This is a genomic window from Curtobacterium sp. NPDC087082 (assembly GCF_044745045.1).
Classification (GTDB): domain Bacteria; phylum Actinomycetota; class Actinomycetes; order Actinomycetales; family Microbacteriaceae; genus Curtobacterium.
This window is the reverse complement of record NZ_JBIUZN010000003.1, coordinates 252,472-268,848: the sequence shown is the minus strand read 5'-3', so window position 1 is coordinate 268,848 and position 16,377 is coordinate 252,472. Positions and strand designations below refer to the sequence as shown.

The following is a 16,377-nucleotide window of genomic DNA, read 5'->3' as shown; positions in this document are numbered from 1 at the left end:
GGGATGGCGATCGACCGCAGGATGTTCCTGCTCGGGGGAGCGGGGGTGCTGCTGCTCGCCGGCTGTTCCACCCGACCCGAGCGCACCACGGTCCAGGAGTGGCCGACCGACCCGCCCGAGGGTGACGTCACGATCAGCTGGTGGGCGGGGCAGGTGGCATCGAAGGACGGCGGCGACCTGCGGCGCCGACTCATCGCCGAGTTCCAGAAGGAGCACCCGAACATCCGGGTGCGCATCGTGAGCGCCCCGAGCGACACCGACACGAACCGCACCAGCCTGACGACCCAGATCGCCGCGGGCAGCAGCACCCCGGACGTCTACCTCGGGGACGTCGCGTGGCCCGGGCAGTTCGCGAAGAACAAGCTCGCGACCCCGGTGAACGAGCTCGTCGGCGCGGACTTCTTCGACCAGTTCCCCGAGGGGCTCCGGCAGGCCGCGAGCGTCGACGGCACGTACTACATGTTCCCGCTCTACATCGACGAGTCGTTCTTCCTGTACCGGAAGGACCTGCTCGCCAAGCACTCCCTGCAGGTCCCGAGGTCGTGGGAGGAAGTGCGCGAGACGGCGGCGAAGCTCGTCGACACCGGCGACGTCAGCTACGGGTTCGCGTTCCAGGGCGACGTGTACGAGGGCCTCACCTGCAACGTCACCGAGTTCGTCGCGGACGCCGGCGGCTCGCTGCTCAACGACGACCTGACGAGACCCGAGACCACGAGCTCGGAGACGAAACGTGCGTTCGAGTTCATGCGGTCCCTGATCACCGACGGCGCCAGCCCGCGCGCCACCCTGACGTACCAGGAGCAGGACACGAACGACGCGTTCTCGGGCGGCCGAGCGGCGTTCCTCCGCAACTGGTCGTACGCGTGGGGCATCGCGAACGGGCCGGACAGCCAGGTCGCCGGCAAGGTCGGACTCGCCGCGCGGCCCACGTTCGACGGGCAGGACGAGCACCACTCGACCATCGGCGGGTGGGGCAACTACATCAACCCGCACACGCAGCAGCCGGCAGCAGCACTGACGTTCGCGAGCTGGATGTCGAGCGAGACGGCGCAGCAGTTCCTCACCCGCGAGGGCGGCGTCCTGCCGGCCCGGAGCGAGTCGCTCACGAGCCAGGACGCGAAGCGCCAGCAGCGCCCGACGTACGACACCGCCGCGGGCATCACGCTCGTGCCCCGTCCGACGTCGACGGCCTACTACCCGAAGGTCTCGCAGGGCGTCTACCAGAACGGCAACAGCATCCTCGGCGGCCAGGCGTCCGTCGACGGCGGCACGAGCACGATGGCGTCGGCCATCGCGCTGGCCCTGAAGGGTGAGGCACTGTGAGCGCCGGCACCGCGACGCGGTCGTCGACCCGTCCAGGAGGCGCGGGTCGCCTCGACCCGCCGCCCCGCCTCAGCGGGCGGTCGCGTCTCGACCGCATCCGTGCGCGGGGCGCGTGGGGCTTCGCGGCCCCGGCGCTCCTCGTCGTCGCAGCGGTGACGATCTTCCCGGTGGTCTACTCGATCGTCCTGAGCTTCGCGGACGTCGAGGTCGGCTACGAGGGGTTCACGATCCGGTCGTTCGGCCTCGGCAACTACGCGGCCCTGCTGCAGAGCGCGGACTGGTACCGGGCGCTCGGGTTCACCGTGCTGTACACGGTCGTGACGGTGTTCGTCGAACTCGTGCTCGGCATGCTCGTGGCCCTCGTGCTCGAGCGGCTCGGGGCGACCCGGGGCTGGATGCTGGCGCTGATGCTCATCCCGTGGTCACTCGTCACGATCGTGAACGCGCAGCTCTGGAAGTACATCTACGACTCGACGTACGGCGTCGCGACCTGGTTCTTCGGGCTCTTCGGCGAGGCCCCGGTGATCCTCGGCGAACCGGTGCCCGCGATCACCGGGCTGATGGTCGCGGACATCTGGAAGACGACGCCGTTCGTGGCGATCATCCTGCTCGCGGGGCTCGTGCAGATCTCCGAGGACCACTACGAGGCGGCCGAGCTCGACGGCGCGAGCACCTGGCAGACGTTCTGGCGGGTGGTGCTCCCGCAGCTCACGCCGACCCTGACGATCGCGGTGCTGTTCCGCATCCTGCAGGCGTTCGGCGTGTTCGACCTGCCGTTCGTGCTGACGAACGGCGGTCCGGGCACCGCCACCCAGTCGCTCGCGATCATGGGCTACAAGGTGCTCTTCCAGGACATCAACATCGGCCCCGGTGCGGCGATCGCGACGTCCACGGCGATCATCGTCGCGGCGGGGTGTCTGCTGTTCCTCCGGGCGTTCCGGAACCAGGCGAAGGGAGGGGATGCCTGATGCCCCGTCAACGCGTCCGCAAGGGCTGGCGGAAGTGGGTCAACACCGTCAACGTCAGTGGTGTCGTCATCGCGGTGCTCACCGCGCTGCCGCTGTACTGGCTCGTGTCGACGTCGCTCAAGCCGGCGTCCGAGATCGGGCAGTCGCCGCCCACCGCCTTCCCGCAGTCGTTCACCCTCGACAACTTCGTGGTGGCCTTCCGCGACAACGCGCTCGGCCAGTACATGGTGAACAGCGTCATCGTGTCGGTGTCGACGACGGTGATCGTGCTCGCGCTGTCGTTCCTCGCCGGCTACGCGCTCGCCGGGCGGTGGATCCGCGGGCGGACGGCGATCATGACCTCGTTGCTCATGCTCTCGGTGTTCCCGGCGATCGCCGTGCTGACCCCGCTGTACCTGCTCGAGCGGAACCTCGGACTGCTGAACTCCTACCCGGGGCTGATCGTGCCGTACGTGGCGTTCAACCTGCCCTTCGCGATCTGGATCATGCGGAACTACCTGGTCGGGATCCCCTCGACGATCGAGGAGGCCTCCGAGATCGACGGTGCCGGAGCCTGGCGCACGGTGCTCTCCGTGATCCTGCCGATGGCGAAGCCGGGGCTCTTCACGGTCGGGGTGTTCACGTTCACGGCGTCGTGGAGCGAGTTCCTCATGGCGCTGACGTTCAACAGCGAGAACTCGTTCCGGACGATCCCGGTCGGGATCGCCCTGTTCGGGACGCAGTTCACCGTGCCGTTCGCCCAGATCTTCGCGGCGAGCGTGGCGGCGACGGTGCCGATCGTCATCCTCGTGCTGGTGTTCCGCCGGTCGATCGTGTCCGGCCTGACGTCGGGCGCGGTGAAGGGCTGAGCCGGGCCCGGAACGGGACGGGAGGCGCGTGGCGGACCCGCCACGCGCCTCCCGTCCGATCGCGACCCGTCGTCAGCGGCGACGCGGGTCGCGGGCGGTGTCCGTGAAGAAGTCCTCGTAGAGGCCGGCACCGTCCTGCAGCTCGCCGTACTTCCATCGCTTGCGCATCCGACGGAACGTCTCGATGCGCACCGGGTCGACGCCCTGCTGGGATTCGTACTTGCCCATGGTTCCTCCCCGCTCGTGGTCGTGCCCCCGATCGGGGGCATCCGATCGTGACGGTACGGGTGCGTGGCCCGTCCGTCCGGCAAGATAGGTAGGGAAGTTACCTAACTGCGCTTGGTGGACAAACGTTCGAGGTGCGTCCGCCCGCGCCCGTACTCTGCCGTCAAGGGGACGGGGCGCCGAACTCGAGCGCCTCGATGACCCGGTCGATGACCCGGACGTACTTCGCCCGCTCCCGTTCCGTGAAGGAGGACAACAGCTCGTGCAGATGCTCGTTCGTGCTGTCCATCGCCGTCGCGTAGGCACGCTCGGTCTCGGGGGTCAGCTCGATGTAGCGACTCCGGCCGTCGTCCGGGTTCGGCACGCGGCACAGGTGCCCGGCACGCTCCAGTCGGTCGACGGTGCCGGTGACGGCCGGGCCGCTCAGGCCGAGGTGCGACGCGAGGTCCTTGACCCGTACCTTGCGTTCGGCGGCCTCGGCGCGGGCGACGAACTGCAGCACCGTCAGGTCCGAGCCGGAGACGTCCATCCGCTCGCGGAGTCGTCCCCGCAGCGCTCCCATCGCGGCTTCGAGCCGGGTGATGGCGGCCGTCAGGTCGATCTCACTCACGCGGTCGCCCCTTCGGTGCGCATCGGTTCCGCGCAACGATACGCCGCGCTCACCGGGACAGCGTATCCAGATAACGAGGGGGACCGCGGGATCTGGACATCCAAGGCGTGGGGGTACGCATGGCCGACCCGCTGACCGACGACTTCGCCGAGGGGCAGACCACGACGCCGGCGACGGTCCGGTTCGAGGTGTCCGGCGGACACCCGGACGACGCCGTGCGGGACCTCGGCGCGGTCTACGGCGGCACGCAGTGGGTCGCGCGGCTGACCGACGCGCCGTTCGACTACCGGTACACGGCGATCGGCGACGCCGAGGTGACCATCCGCCGGTCGCAGTTGCGCGGCGCCCTCTCCGGGGTGGTGCCGGCCGGTGGCGACTACGTCGTGACCTGGATCAGCTCCGGCACCGCCGAGATCGAACGGCTGGGGGAGCGGTACGCCCTGCCGCTCGACGCCCCGGCACTCTTCCCGCCGGACCACGACTACGCCTTCCGCACCGCGGACTACGACCAGCGGGTCGTGCACCTCGACCGAGCGTTCGTCCGCCGGGTCGCCGTGACGCGCACCGACGTCGGCGACCACGCGCTGCGCTTCGACGACCGGCACGTGCCGGGGTCCGAGACGGCGCGGCGCTGGCAGGGGGCGTTGACGGCGCTCGCACGGTCGCTGCGCGTCGGCGGCACGGACTCCGTCGCCTGGCAGACCGCCAAGGTCACCGCCGCCGAGGTCTTCCTCGACATGTTCCCGCCGAAGCTCGACGACCTGCCCGGGGTGCTCGGGCAACCGCGCAACGCCCGTCTCCGTGCCGCGGTCGAGTACGTCCACGACCACGCCGCGGAGCCCGTCACGATCGGCGACCTGTCGGCCGCGTCGGGGTTGAGCGTGCGCTCGGTGCAGGAGTCGTTCCGTCGGGTGTTCGACGTGTCCCCGCTGACGTACCTGCGGCAGGTGCGCCTCGACCGGGTGCGCGCCGAGCTGCTCGACGCCGATCCGCTCGCCGGGGCGGTCGGGGACGTCGCGCGCCGGTGGGGGTTCGCGCACCTCGGGCGGTTCTCGGCGGCGTACGCGGAGCGGTTCGGGGAGTACCCGAAGCAGACACTGCGGCGCTGACGGTCGCGGTGCGGCGATGACGGTGCGGTCCGCCGCGCGGTGTCAGCGGTCCGCGGGCGCCGGTCCGGTGCTCCGGCGCACGCGCAGGGTCGTCGCCAGCCGGACGTGGTCCGACGTCGGCTCGCCGCGCAGCATCGTCAGGAGCATCTCGACCGCCCGCGAGCCGAGCTCGACGAGGGGCTGTGCGACGGTGGTCAGCGGCGGCGTGGTGGTCGCGGCCTGGGGCACGTCGTCGAACCCGACCACCGACAGGTCCCCGGGCACGTGGAGTCCGAGCTCGGCTGCGGCGCGGAGCACACCCACCGCCGACGAGTCGTTCGCCGCGAACACCGCGGTCGGACGCTCCGGTCCGGCGAGCAGGTCGCGGGCGACCTCGGCCGAGCGGTCCTCCTGGTAGCCGCCGTCGCGGACGAGTGACTCGTCCACCGACAAGCCCGCTGCCGCCAGTGCGCGTCGGTAGCCGGCCTCGCGCAGCTGTGCCGACGCCAGGTCCGGACGACCCCGGAGGTGCGCGATCCGGGTGTGCCCGAGCGCGACGAGGTGTTCGACGGCCTGGACGGCCCCGGCCTCGTTGTCGGAGTCGACCGTGGCGTGCCCCTCGGGGCCGGTGTGCGGGTCGATCGCCACGACCGGGATCGACGAACTCGAGAGCGCCGTGCTCGGGGTCACCACGATCGCGCCGTCGATGAGCGTGCCGGACAACCGCGAGAGCGACCGGCGTTCCCACCCCTTCTGCTCGGCACCGGTCACGAGCCCGGCGTACGCGAGCAGTTCGTACCCGGTGCCGGTGGTGGCGCCGGACACCCCGCGCAGGAGCTCGGTCGAGAACGGCTCGAACTCGGTGACGAGGATGCCGATGACGTTCGTCCGCGAGCTGCGGAGGCTGCGTGCGACGAGCGAGGTCTCGTAGCCGAGCTGCTCGACGACCTCCTGCACGCGCAGGATCGTCGCGGGGGCGACGCCGTCGCGTTGGTTGATCACCTTCGACACCGTGGGGATCGACACTCCGGCGGCGCGCGCGACGTCCGCGATGGTGACCCGGCCGGCTCCGGGACGCATGCCGAGAGCCGTGTCCATGTGCACACCGTACCGCTGAGCTGTGGCCCGAATTAGTAAAGAAAACGTTATCGATATCGATTGACATGGCTCGATGGCACCTGGCACGCTCTCCGCAGCGGCAGTCGATGTCGCTGATTGTCAACGACGACACTTCAGGAGATCCACGATGACGAGGAAGATCCGTGCCACGGCAGCCATCGCGCTGATCGGGGCGACAGCACTGGTGGCCGCAGGCTGCTCGGCCGGCAGCGACGCCGCCGGGGGCGACAGCGGCGACGGGAAGGTCTCGATGACCTTCTGGAACAACTCGACGACCGGGCCGGGCAAGGCCTTCTGGCAGGACACCGTCAAGGCGTTCGAGGCGAAGAACCCGAACGTCACGATCAAGATCCAGGCCATCCAGAACGAGGACCTGGACGGCAAGCTCCAGACCGCCCTCAACTCGAACTCCGCCCCGGACGTGTTCTCGCAGCGCGGCGGCGGCAAGATGGCCGCGATGGTCAACGCCGGCCAGCTCATGGACATCTCCGACTCGATCGGCACCGGTGCCAAGAGCGGGATCAGCGACGGATCGTTCAAGGCCTTCGAACTGAACGGCAAGACCTGGGCGATGCCGACGAACGTCGATCCCGAGGGCATCTGGTACAGCCAGGACCTCTTCGAGGAGGCCGGCATCGAGGGCACGCCGACCACGATGGACGAGCTGAACGCCGACATCCAGAAGCTCAAGGACAAGGGCATCCAGCCGGTCGCCGTCGGCGCGAAGGACGCCTGGCCGGCGGCGCACTGGTACTACAACTTCGCGCTGCGGGCCTGCTCGTCGAACGTACTCAACAAGACCGCGCAGGACCTGAAGTTCGACAACAAGTGCTGGAAGCAGGCCGGTGAGGACACCAAGGCCTTCTTCGACACGAAGCCCTTCAACGACGGCTTCCTGACCACCTCGGCCCAGCAGGGCGCCGGCAGCTCCGCCGGTCTCGTCGCGAACCACAAGGCGGCCATGGAGCTCATGGGCGCCTGGGACCCGGGCGTGATCTCCTCGCTCACCCCGGACGGCAAGCCGCTGCAGGACCTCGGCTTCTTCCCGTTCCCGGAGGTCTCCGGCGGCAAGGGTGCGCCCGGCTCGATGATGGGCGCCGTGGGCGGGCTCTCCTGCTCGGCGAAGGCCCCGAAGAAGGCCTGCACCGACTTCCTCAACTTCGTCACCACGAAGAGCGTGCAGGAGAACTACTACAAGGCGTTCAACTCGATCCCCGCGAACAAGGACGCGCAGTCGGTCGTGACCGAGCCGTACCTGACCACGGTGCTCAAGGCGTACAACGACGCCCCGTTCGTCTCGAACTACCTCGACACGCTCTACGGCCAGAACGTCGGCAACGCGCTCAACACCAGCGTCGTCAACCTGCTCGCCGGCAAGGGGTCCGTCTCGGACATCGTGTCGACCGTCAACCAGGCCGCGGCGAAGGGCTGAGACACATGACCACCTCCGTCGCACCGCGCTCGAACGAAGCGCCGGCCGGGACGGGGCGTCGCACGGGCGGGGCCGACGGTTCGCCGTCGGCCCCGGCCCGCCGGGTCCGCAAGGGCACCGACGTCCGCACCCGGGTCGAGATCGCCGTCCTCGCCGGTCCGGCGGTGATCATGTTCGTCGGGTTCGTCATCCTGCCCGTCGCACTCGCCGCCTACTACGGCTTCTACAAGTGGCAGGGCTACGGCGCCCCGGTCGACTTCGTGGGCCTGCAGAACTACACGGTGATCTTCACCGACCCCGACTTCCGGGCGGTGCTCTGGCACAACCTGTTCATCGTGATCGGCTCGCTCGTCGTGCAGGGCCCGATCGCGATCGTCCTCGCGCTGCTGCTCAACCAGCGGATCCGCGGCCGCGGGCTCATCCGCGTCCTCATCTTCCTGCCGTACGTCATCTCCGAGGTCATCGTCGGCACCGGGTGGAGCCTCATGCTCCAGTCGAGCGGTGCGCTGAACGACCTGCTGCAGAGCATCGGCCTGGGCGGCCTGCGGAACGACTGGCTGTCGAACCCCGACATCGCGCTCTGGACCCTGCTCGGGATCATCTCGTGGAAGTACATCGGCTTCGCGGTGATCCTCTTCCTCGCCGGCCTGCAGAGCATCCCCGAGGAACTGTTCGAGGCCGCGCAGCTCGACGGTGCGAGCTACTGGCAGATCCAGCGACGCATCACGCTGCCCCTCCTCGGACCGACGCTCCGCATCTGGGCGTTCTTGTCGATCATCGGGTCACTGCAGCTGTTCGACCTCGTCTACATCATCTGGGGGCAGTACATCGCCTCGACCGCCGGGACCTCGACGATGGCGACCTACATGGTCGGCAACGGCCGCCTGTCCGGCAACTACGGGTACGGCAACGCCGTCGCCGTGGTGATCTTCCTCATCTCGCTGGTCGTCGCCCTCGTCTACCAGCGGTTCGTCCTGCGCCGCGACACCGCCGGCGCCCTGACCGAGAAGAGCGACCGATGACCGCCACCGCCTCCATCGTCGCGCCGAAGCGCCGCCAGCGTGACACCGGACCCGTCCGTCGCGAGCGCAACCTCGGCACGTACTTCATCGCGCTGCTGTTCATCGCCGTGTGCATCGGCCCGGTCGCGTACATCGTGCTCGGCGGGTTCCGCACGAACTCGCAGATCACCGCGAGCCCGGCAGGGCTGCCGAACCCGTGGCAGATCGGCAACTACGTCACCGTCCTGATGAGCGGCGTGTTCTGGCAGCAGCTCGGCAACTCGGTGATCGCCGGCGTCACCACCACCCTCGGCGTGGTCGTGCTCGGCCTCATGGTGAGCTTCGTGCTCGCCCGGTACCGGTTCCGGGGGAGCGGCGCGCTCTACTCACTGTTCGCGGCCGGTCTGATGTTCCCGATCACGGTCGCCATCACGCCGCTCTACATCCTCGTGAAGGACCTCGGCCTGACGAACAACCTGGCGGGTGTGATCCTCCCGCAGATCGCGTTCGCCCTGCCGACGACGGTCATCATCCTGGTGCCGTTCCTCCGGGCGATCCCGGACGAGCTCGAGGAGGCGGCCGCCATCGACGGCGCGAGCAAGCTCGGGTTCTTCTTCCGGATGGTCGTCCCGCTGTCCCTCCCCGGCGTCGTGACGGTCGGCATCCTCGCGTTCATCGGCAGCTGGAACAGCTACCTCCTGCCGCTGTTCATCCTGAACGACGCGTCGACCTACACGCTGCCGCTCGGGGTCCAGGCGTTCGCGTCCCAGTACTCGGTCGACACCGCCCGGGTGCTCGCGTTCACCTCGCTCTCGATGATCCCGGCGCTCGTGTTCTTCGCGATCTTCCAGAAGCGCATCGTCGGCGGCCTGACCGGGGCGGTGAAGGGGTGACGGCGACGGACGCGACACGGACCGTCGGACGCGAGCCGCGCCTCCAGTCCGACCAGCGCCGCGTCGAGGACGCGACCGGCGCCGACCGCGCGACCGCCCTGCTCGCCGCCATGACGCTCGAGGAGAAGACCGCGCAGCTGGTCGGCTACTGGCTCGACCAGAACGGCGTGGTCGCCCCGATGCAGGGGGAGATGGCGGCGCACGACGACGCCGACGGCCGCACCCTGGCCGACGTCACGCGCCACGGCCTCGGCCAGTTCACCCGCGTCTACGGCACCCGCCCCGTCGAGCCGGACGAGCGCGCGGCGTGGCTGTGGTCGGAGCAGCGACGACTCAAGCGCGAGACGCGACTCGGGATCCCGGCACTCGTGCACGAGGAGTGCCTCACCGGGCTCGCCGCCTGGAAGGCCGCCACGTTCCCGACGCCGCTGGCGTGGGGCGCTGCCTTCGACCCGGAGCTCGTCGAGCGGGTCGGCGAGGCGATCGGCGACTCGATGCGACAGCTCGGCGTGCACCAGGGCCTCGCCCCGGTGCTCGACGTCGTCCGCGACCCGCGGTGGGGGCGGGTGGACGAGTGCATCGGCGAGGACCCGTACCTCGTCGGGACGATCGGCACCGCCTACGTCCGGGGCCTGCAGCGCGCCGGGGTGGACGCGACGCTCAAGCACTTCCTCGGGTACTCCGCGTCGCAGGCGGGGCGGAACCACGCTCCCGTGCACGCCGGGCCGCGCGAGGTCGCGGACGTCTTCCTGCCGCCGTTCGAGATGGCGCTGCGCGACGGCGGGGCCCGGAGCGTCATGAACTCGTACGCCGAGGTCGACGGCGTGCCGGTCGCGGCGAACGGTGACCTGCTGACCGACCTGCTCCGCGGCCGGCTCGGGTTCGAGGGCACGGTGGTCGCCGACTACTTCTCGGTCGCGTTCCTCGAGGTCATGCACGGCGTCGCCGCCGACCGTGGAGAAGCGGCCGCACTCGCCCTCACCGCGGGCATCGACGTCGAGCTGCCCACCGGGGACGCCTACCTCGCGCCGCTCGTCGACCGTGTCCGCTCCGGTGACGTCGACGAGGCGCTCGTCGACCGCGCGGTGCTCCGCGTGCTGCGGCAGAAGGAGCGGCTCGGGCTGCTCGACCCGGACGCGTTCGAGGACGAGCCGCCGACCGGGATCGACCTCGACACCCCTCGGCACCGGGCGCTCGCGAAGGCGCTCGCGGCGCGGTCGCTCGTGCTGCTGTCGAACGGACCCGAGGCCCCGGTCCTGCCGCTGGCGCCGGGTGCGTCGGTGGCGCTGATCGGGCCGAACGCCGATCGCGCCGAGGCCCTGCAGGGGTGCTACTCCTTCGCCAACCACGTGCTCGCCGCGCACCCCGACCTGCCGCTCGGCTTCGCCATCCCGACCGTGCGCGAGGCGCTGACGGAGTCGCTCGGGGCCGACACCGTCCGGTTCGCCGCGGGCTGCGCCGTGACCGGCGACGACCGCTCCGGGTTCGACGACGCGGTCGCGGTCGCGGAGCGCTCCGACGTCGCGGTGGTCGTCGTCGGCGACCAGGCCGGACTGTTCGGCCGCGGGACCGTCGGCGAGGGGAACGACACCGAGTCCCTCGACCTGCCGGGCGTCCAGCGCGAGCTCGTCGAGGCGGTGGTCGTCACCGGCACGCCGACCGTCGTCGTGCTCCTGACCGGACGGCCGTACGCCATCGGGTGGGCGCTCGACGGCGACGCTCCCCGTCCGGCCGCGGTGGTGCAGGCGTTCTTCCCCGGCGAGGGCGGTGGTCTCGCGATCGCGGACCTCCTCACCGGCGCCGCCGCACCGTCCGGTCGCCTGCCGGTCTCGCTCCCGCGGGCCGCCGGCGCGCAGCCGTACACGTACCTGCACCCGCGCCTCGGCGGCCCGTCCGACGTGACCGCGACCGACTCGACGCCCGTCCGGCCGTTCGGGTTCGGGCTCTCGTTCACCTCCTTCGCGTACGAGGAGCTCGTCGTCGACCCGACCGTGTCCAGCGCGGGTGCCTTCGACGCGTGGGTGACCGTCCGGAACACCGGGGAGCGTGCGGGCGAGGACGTGGTGCAGCTGTACGGGCACGACGTGCAGGGGAGCGTCACCCGGCCGGTCGCCCAGCTGCTCGGGTACGCCCGGGTCGCGCTCGGCCCGGGGGAGTCAGTGCGCCTGCGGTTCAGCGTGCCCGTCCAGCGGTTCTCGTTCACCGACCGTGCCCTGCGGAAGGTGGTCGAGCCCGGGGACGTGGAGGTGTGGGTCGCGTCCCACGCCGCGGCGTCCGGACCGACCGGTGGGGTGCGCGCCGACGGGATCGTCGCGGTGGGCGGCGGGACCTGCCCCGCGCCCGTCCCCGGGTCCGCCACGGCGCGCGCGGTCGTCCGCGTCACCGGGCCGGTGCGCGAGGTCGAGCCGTCCGACCGGCGCACGGTCACCTGGGAGCGGGTCTGACCGGACCGACGACGGCACGGACTGGAGGCGCGGTGCGGGCTCGCACCGCGCCTCCAGTCCGTCCCTTGGCCGGGATCCGGGTCAGAGCATCCCGGTGAGCACCCCGCCGTCGGCGCGGACCGCCGCACCGTTCGTGGCGGACGCCCGCGGGCTGGCGAGGTAGGCGACGAGGTCCGCGATCTCGTCGGGCCGGATGAACCGTTCGAGCAGGGTCGTGCGGTTCTGCCCGATCACCGCGGCCTGCACGGCCTCGACCGGAGCGTCCTGCGCGGCCGCGATCGTCTCGATCGTGGCCGCGACCCCGTCGGACCAGGTCGGGCCGCCGAGGACCGTGTTCACGGTGACGCCCGTCCCTCGGGTCCGCTTCGCCAGGCCGTTGCCGAGCGCGATCACCGCGGCCTTCGTGACGCCGTAGTGCACCATGTCGACGGGCACGTTCACGCCGGACTCGCTGCTGACGAACACGATCCGGCCCCAGCCGCGCTCGACCATCGGGTCGAGCAGTGCCCGGGACAGTCGGACGCCGCTCATCAGGTTGACGTCGAGGTACCGCTGCCACTCGGCGTCGTCGACCGATCCGAAGTCGGCCAGGCCGAACAGTCCGACGTTGTTCACGAGCACGTCGACCTCCGGGAGCTGCTCGAGCAGCGCGTCCACCTGCGCCGGGTCGGCGAAGTCCGCCGGGATCCCGGACACCTCGGCGCCGGGGAGCGCCGCTCGCAACCGGGCGACGGCGGCGTCGACCCCCGTGCGTTCCCGTCCGTTCAGCACGACGCGGGCTCCCTCCGCCGCGAGGGCTGCTGCGACGGCGTACCCGATGCCCTGCGTCGAGCCGCTGACGAACGCCGTCCGGCCCCTGATGTCGAGATCCACGTCGTACTCCTGTCGTGTCGGTTCACTTGCCTGGGCAAGTCAATGTACGCAGGTTCACTTGCCTGAGCAAGTCACGGTGGTACGCTCTCCCCATGCCGGACGACGTCGCCACCACCGGGCTCAGTGCTGAGGAGCTCGAGGTCTGGGTCGCCCTCGCGACCGTGCTCGAACGACTGCCGACCGCGCTGGACGCGCAACTGCAGCGTGACGCCGGCCTGACGCACTTCGAGCACGGCGTCCTGTTCGCCCTCGACAGCGAACCCGACCGGACGCTGCGGATGAGCGTGCTCGCCGCCGCCGCGAGCTGCACCCTGTCGCGGCTGTCCCGCGCGGTGACGCGGCTGGAGCAGAAGGGGTGGGTCCACCGCGTGGTCGACCCGACCGACGGGCGGTTCACCCTCGCGGTGCTCACCGACAGCGGGCACGAGCAGGTCGTGGCGTCCACGCCGGCGCACCAGGCGCTCGTCCGGCGGGTGGTCTTCGACGCGCTCACGCCGGCCCAGGTGCGGCAGCTCGGCGCGGTCAGTCGACGCATCGCCGAGGCCGTCGGCGGGACACCGGTCTGGTCCCCGCCGACGCGGTGAGTCAGGGGCGCGGCGGAGCCGTGTAGGACCCGTTCCGGACGTCCTCGACGAGTGACCGCTCCGACGGGTCCCAGCCGTAGGTGGCCCGTGCCTTCGTCGCGAGGAGGTGCGTGGACGTCGTCAGCGTCCGGACTGCCGGGCCCATCTGCGCCTCGGCGACCTCGAGCGGGACGGAGACGCTCGGGGTGCCGGTGAGGGTGCCGATCGCCTCCGCGAGTTCCCGGAAGGTGAACGGCACCGAACCGACCGCGTTGACGACGCCGGCGACCGGGTGCTCGATCGCCCGGACGTACAGGTCGGCGAGGTCGTCCACGTGCACGGGGTACCAGGCGTTCGCACCGTCGCCGATGTAGGTCGCGGCGCCGTTCGCGACGGCGGCGCCGATGAGGCCGGTGACGAGCCCGGTCCCGCCGCGGCCGAAGACGAGTCCGGCGCGGACGGCGATCCCGGTGATGCCCGGCGCGCCGAGCACGATGCGTTCGGCCTGTGCCTTGACCGGTTGGGCGCTGACCTCGGGGAGGACCGCGTCCTCGGTGACGTCCGTCGGGTCGAAGCCGTAGACGAGTCCGGTGGAGGTGTAGACGACGGGCTTCGGGGTGGTCCCGGTGGTTCCGGGCGTTCCGGGCGTTCCGGGCGTGCCGGGCGTTCCGGGCGTTCCGTTCGTTCCGGCGGCTTCTGCTGCTCCGGCGGGTTCTGCTGCTCCGGCGGTGACGGCCCGGACGGCCGCGAGCTCGTCCTCGGTCGACTGCGCGGTCGGTGCGTAGTCCGAGGCGGCGTACACCACCGCGTCGGCGGCCGCGGCGGCTGTGCGGAGCACCTCGGTGTCGGTGATCGAGCCGGCGACGGGTACTGCGCCGGCCGCTCGCAGGCGGGCGGCGCTCTGCTCGGAACGGGCGAGCGCGGTCACGGAGTGGCCGGCGGAACGGAGGTGTTCGACGAGGACCGAGCCGAAGTAGCCGGTGCCGCCGATGACGAAGATCTGCATGGACGGCACGCTAAACTCTGACATCAGTGTCAAGGTCAAGCGAGGAGCAGCGACGATGCAGATCGGCGATCTGAGCCGGGCCAGCGGGGCGAGTGCCCGGTCGCTGCGCTACTACGAGCAGCTCGGGTTCATCCGGCCGGAGCGACGGGCCAACGGCTACCGCGAGTACGACGAGTCCGACGTCGAGACCGTCGGCACGATCAAGATGCTCCTCGACCTCGGGCTGCCGACGGCGCTCATCGAACAGGTCCTGCCGTGCACCCGCGGCCGGAAGGTCGAGGACCAGTGCCCGGGCATCATCGACCAGGTCGTCGCGATCCGGGACGACATGGACGCGCGGGCACAGCGGCTCCTCGCGACGAGGGACGCCCTGTCGGAGTCGCTCGCGCGCGTCGGACGCTGAACCGCTCCGCAGGCGGATTCCGCACGCGTGCAGCGACCGTCCCTAGGGTGACGCCATGCATGACGAACCTGACGGGGGCCAGCACCCGATCGTGCCGACCGAGCGCGGTGCCGTGCGCCACGGTCGCCAGCGGCGCGCAGCCCGCACCCTCTTCCCGGCGATCGGCGGCGTCCTCGCGATGGCACTCGTGCTCACGGGCGGGTACGCGGCCTGGTCCTACGCGCAGCTCGACAGCGCCGTGACCAAGGTGCACGTGGCGCTCCCGCACCCCTCGGCGTCCGCCGACGTCGACGGGTCGGCCGAGAACATCCTGCTCGTGGGGGACGACCACCGTCCGGCCGATGCCACCCCGCAGGAGCTCGCCGAGCTCGGCACGCAGCTCGACGACGGGGCGACGAACACCGACACCATGATCGTGCTGCACATCCCCGCGGGCGGGGGCAGCGCGACGATGATCTCGTTCCCGCGCGACTCGTGGGTGCCGATCCCCGGCCACGGCACGTTCAAGCTGAACAGCGCGTTCTCGGACGGTGCTGCGAACGGCGGCGGCGACGCCGGTGGCATGCGCCTCCTCATCCAGACCATCGAGAACATCAGCGGCCTGCAGATCGACCACTTCGTGCGCGTCTCGCTGCTCGGCTTCTACCAGCTCGTGAAGGCGCTCGGGCCGATCCAGGTCTGCCTGAACGAACCCGCCCACGACCCGAACTCGAACGTCGACCTCCCGGCGGGGAACTCGACGCTGAACGCCTCGCAAGCGCTCTCCTTCGTCCGGCAGCGCGACGGGCTCCCGCGCGGTGACCTCGACCGCGAGGTCCGCCAGCAGTACTTCCTCTCGCAGGAGGCCCGCAAGGTCCTCTCCGCCGGCACCCTCCTCAACCCGGTGAAGGTGTCGGACCTGCTGCACGGTGTCGGGGACGCCGTGCAGATCGACGACGGTCTGAGCATCCCGAGCCTCGTCAACACGTTCCGCAGCATCGACCTGTCGAGCATCCGGTCGACGACCATCCCCACCGCGGGGACCCCGACCATCGACGGCTACTCGACGGTGGCGGTGGACTTCGGCGCGGTGCCGGCGTTCATCCAGGGCATCGTGGGCGCGCCCGCGGCGTACACGGCGGCGAAGGCGGCGTCCCCGTCGAGCGTGCACGTGTCCGTGCAGAACGGCGGCTCCACGCCGGGCGGTGCGACGGCCGCCTCGGCAGCGCTCACGGCGAAGGGGTTCGTGGTCGGGGCGCCGAGCGACACCACCACCACGGCGGCCACGGTCGTCGAGTACCCGAAGGGCGCCGAGGCCGCGGCGAAGGCCGTCGTCGCGGCGGTCCCCGGAGCCACGGCGGTCCGCTCGACCACGGTGTCGGGGGTGACGCTCGTGCTCGGGACCGACGGGCACACGGTCGGGGCCGCGGGGGCTGCCGGGTCCGGATCCGGGTCCGGTTCCGGCGCGGGTTCGGCCGGTTCCGGGTCCGGCGCCTCCGGGTCGTCCGGTGCCGGGTCGTCCGCGCCCGCGGCCACCCCGTCGTCCACCCCGGTCGGCAACGCGTACGGCAAGCAGGGCACCTGCATCAACTGATCGCACCC

General features: G+C 71.0%; 16 protein-coding genes. 11 read left to right on the top strand and 5 right to left on the bottom strand.

All coding sequences use genetic code 11. The features are described from left to right. The first annotated feature begins 3 nt into the window (after positions 1-3). Genes ACIPEP_RS10290 through ACIPEP_RS10280 form a run of 3 tightly spaced genes read left to right on the top strand, consistent with a single transcriptional unit; the run spans position 4 to position 3,139 of the window. Positions 4-1,323: an ABC transporter substrate-binding protein gene (locus ACIPEP_RS10290; protein WP_071303120.1), complete on the top strand. Its 1,320-nt coding sequence runs from the start codon at positions 4-6 to the stop codon at positions 1,321-1,323. After that, entirely contained in the window at positions 1,320-2,291 is a 972-nt protein-coding gene (locus ACIPEP_RS10285; RefSeq protein ID WP_175473726.1) for a carbohydrate ABC transporter permease, read from the top strand. The genes ACIPEP_RS10290 and ACIPEP_RS10285 overlap by 4 nt, the downstream gene beginning before the upstream one ends. Beyond that, positions 2,291-3,139, top strand: coding sequence for a carbohydrate ABC transporter permease (locus ACIPEP_RS10280; protein ID WP_083295042.1), 849 nt, complete (start codon positions 2,291-2,293; stop codon positions 3,137-3,139). The genes ACIPEP_RS10285 and ACIPEP_RS10280 overlap by 1 nt, the downstream gene beginning before the upstream one ends. A 72-nt stretch (positions 3,140-3,211) precedes the next feature. On the opposite strand, the gene ACIPEP_RS10275 is transcribed toward ACIPEP_RS10280, so the two are convergent. Next, positions 3,212-3,367 (bottom strand): hypothetical protein, encoded by a 156-nt coding sequence (locus ACIPEP_RS10275; protein ID WP_156794753.1) that lies wholly within the window; start codon positions 3,365-3,367, stop codon positions 3,212-3,214. A gap of 160 nt (positions 3,368-3,527) precedes the next feature. Then, on the bottom strand, positions 3,528-3,974 hold the full coding sequence (locus ACIPEP_RS10270) for a MarR family winged helix-turn-helix transcriptional regulator (RefSeq protein ID WP_070416822.1): 447 nt from the start codon (positions 3,972-3,974) through the stop codon (positions 3,528-3,530). Positions 3,975-4,093: 119 nt separating this feature from the next. On the opposite strand from ACIPEP_RS10270, the gene ACIPEP_RS10265 reads away from it, so the two are divergent. Beyond that, the gene (locus ACIPEP_RS10265; RefSeq protein ID WP_071295287.1) at positions 4,094-5,083 is read left to right on the top strand and encodes an AraC family transcriptional regulator; all 990 of its coding nucleotides are present in this window, start codon (positions 4,094-4,096) and stop codon (positions 5,081-5,083) included. A 42-nt stretch (positions 5,084-5,125) separates the two neighbouring features. Here ACIPEP_RS10265 and ACIPEP_RS10260 read toward each other — a convergent pair whose 3' ends face one another. Further along, complete coding sequence (locus tag ACIPEP_RS10260; RefSeq protein ID WP_402717191.1) at positions 5,126-6,160, bottom strand: LacI family DNA-binding transcriptional regulator; 1,035 nt, start codon at positions 6,158-6,160, stop codon at positions 5,126-5,128. A 148-nt stretch (positions 6,161-6,308) separates the two neighbouring features. Between ACIPEP_RS10260 and ACIPEP_RS10255 the strand changes: the two genes are divergently transcribed. The 4 genes from ACIPEP_RS10255 (at position 6,309) to ACIPEP_RS10240 (ending at position 11,951) form a co-directional block, all read left to right on the top strand. Continuing rightward, positions 6,309-7,613: an ABC transporter substrate-binding protein gene (locus ACIPEP_RS10255; protein ID WP_402717190.1), complete on the top strand. Its 1,305-nt coding sequence runs from the start codon at positions 6,309-6,311 to the stop codon at positions 7,611-7,613. A 5-nt stretch (positions 7,614-7,618) separates the two neighbouring features. Beyond that, positions 7,619-8,635, top strand: a complete 1,017-nt coding sequence (locus ACIPEP_RS10250; RefSeq protein ID WP_071295285.1) for a carbohydrate ABC transporter permease — start codon at positions 7,619-7,621, stop codon at positions 8,633-8,635. Beyond that, entirely contained in the window at positions 8,632-9,507 is an 876-nt protein-coding gene (locus ACIPEP_RS10245) for a carbohydrate ABC transporter permease (RefSeq protein ID WP_402717189.1), read from the top strand. Before ACIPEP_RS10250 ends, ACIPEP_RS10245 begins: the two co-directional genes overlap by 4 nt. Positions 9,508-9,617: 110 nt before the next feature. Continuing rightward, positions 9,618-11,951: a beta-glucosidase gene (locus tag ACIPEP_RS10240; RefSeq protein WP_402717320.1), complete on the top strand. Its 2,334-nt coding sequence runs from the start codon at positions 9,618-9,620 to the stop codon at positions 11,949-11,951. An 81-nt stretch (positions 11,952-12,032) separates the two neighbouring features. Here the strand turns inward: ACIPEP_RS10240 and ACIPEP_RS10235 are convergent, their stop codons facing one another. Further along, on the bottom strand, positions 12,033-12,824 hold the full coding sequence (locus tag ACIPEP_RS10235) for an SDR family NAD(P)-dependent oxidoreductase (protein ID WP_070416817.1): 792 nt from the start codon (positions 12,822-12,824) through the stop codon (positions 12,033-12,035). A 92-nt stretch (positions 12,825-12,916) separates the two neighbouring features. Here ACIPEP_RS10235 and ACIPEP_RS10230 point away from each other — a divergent pair, with 92 nt between their 5' ends. Continuing rightward, complete coding sequence (locus ACIPEP_RS10230; RefSeq protein WP_071303123.1) at positions 12,917-13,408, top strand: MarR family winged helix-turn-helix transcriptional regulator; 492 nt, start codon at positions 12,917-12,919, stop codon at positions 13,406-13,408. Between the two features lies 1 nt (position 13,409). Here ACIPEP_RS10230 and ACIPEP_RS10225 read toward each other — a convergent pair whose 3' ends face one another. Further along, positions 13,410-14,393 (bottom strand): NAD-dependent epimerase/dehydratase family protein, encoded by a 984-nt coding sequence (locus ACIPEP_RS10225; protein ID WP_402717188.1) that lies wholly within the window; start codon positions 14,391-14,393, stop codon positions 13,410-13,412. A gap of 55 nt (positions 14,394-14,448) precedes the next feature. On the opposite strand from ACIPEP_RS10225, the gene ACIPEP_RS10220 reads away from it, so the two are divergent. Both ACIPEP_RS10220 and ACIPEP_RS10215 read left to right on the top strand, forming a co-directional pair. Continuing rightward, positions 14,449-14,796: a MerR family transcriptional regulator gene (locus ACIPEP_RS10220; protein ID WP_402717187.1), complete on the top strand. Its 348-nt coding sequence runs from the start codon at positions 14,449-14,451 to the stop codon at positions 14,794-14,796. A gap of 55 nt (positions 14,797-14,851) precedes the next feature. Then, on the top strand, positions 14,852-16,369 hold the full coding sequence (locus tag ACIPEP_RS10215) for an LCP family protein (RefSeq protein ID WP_402717186.1): 1,518 nt from the start codon (positions 14,852-14,854) through the stop codon (positions 16,367-16,369). The last annotated feature ends 8 nt before the right edge of the window (positions 16,370-16,377 follow it).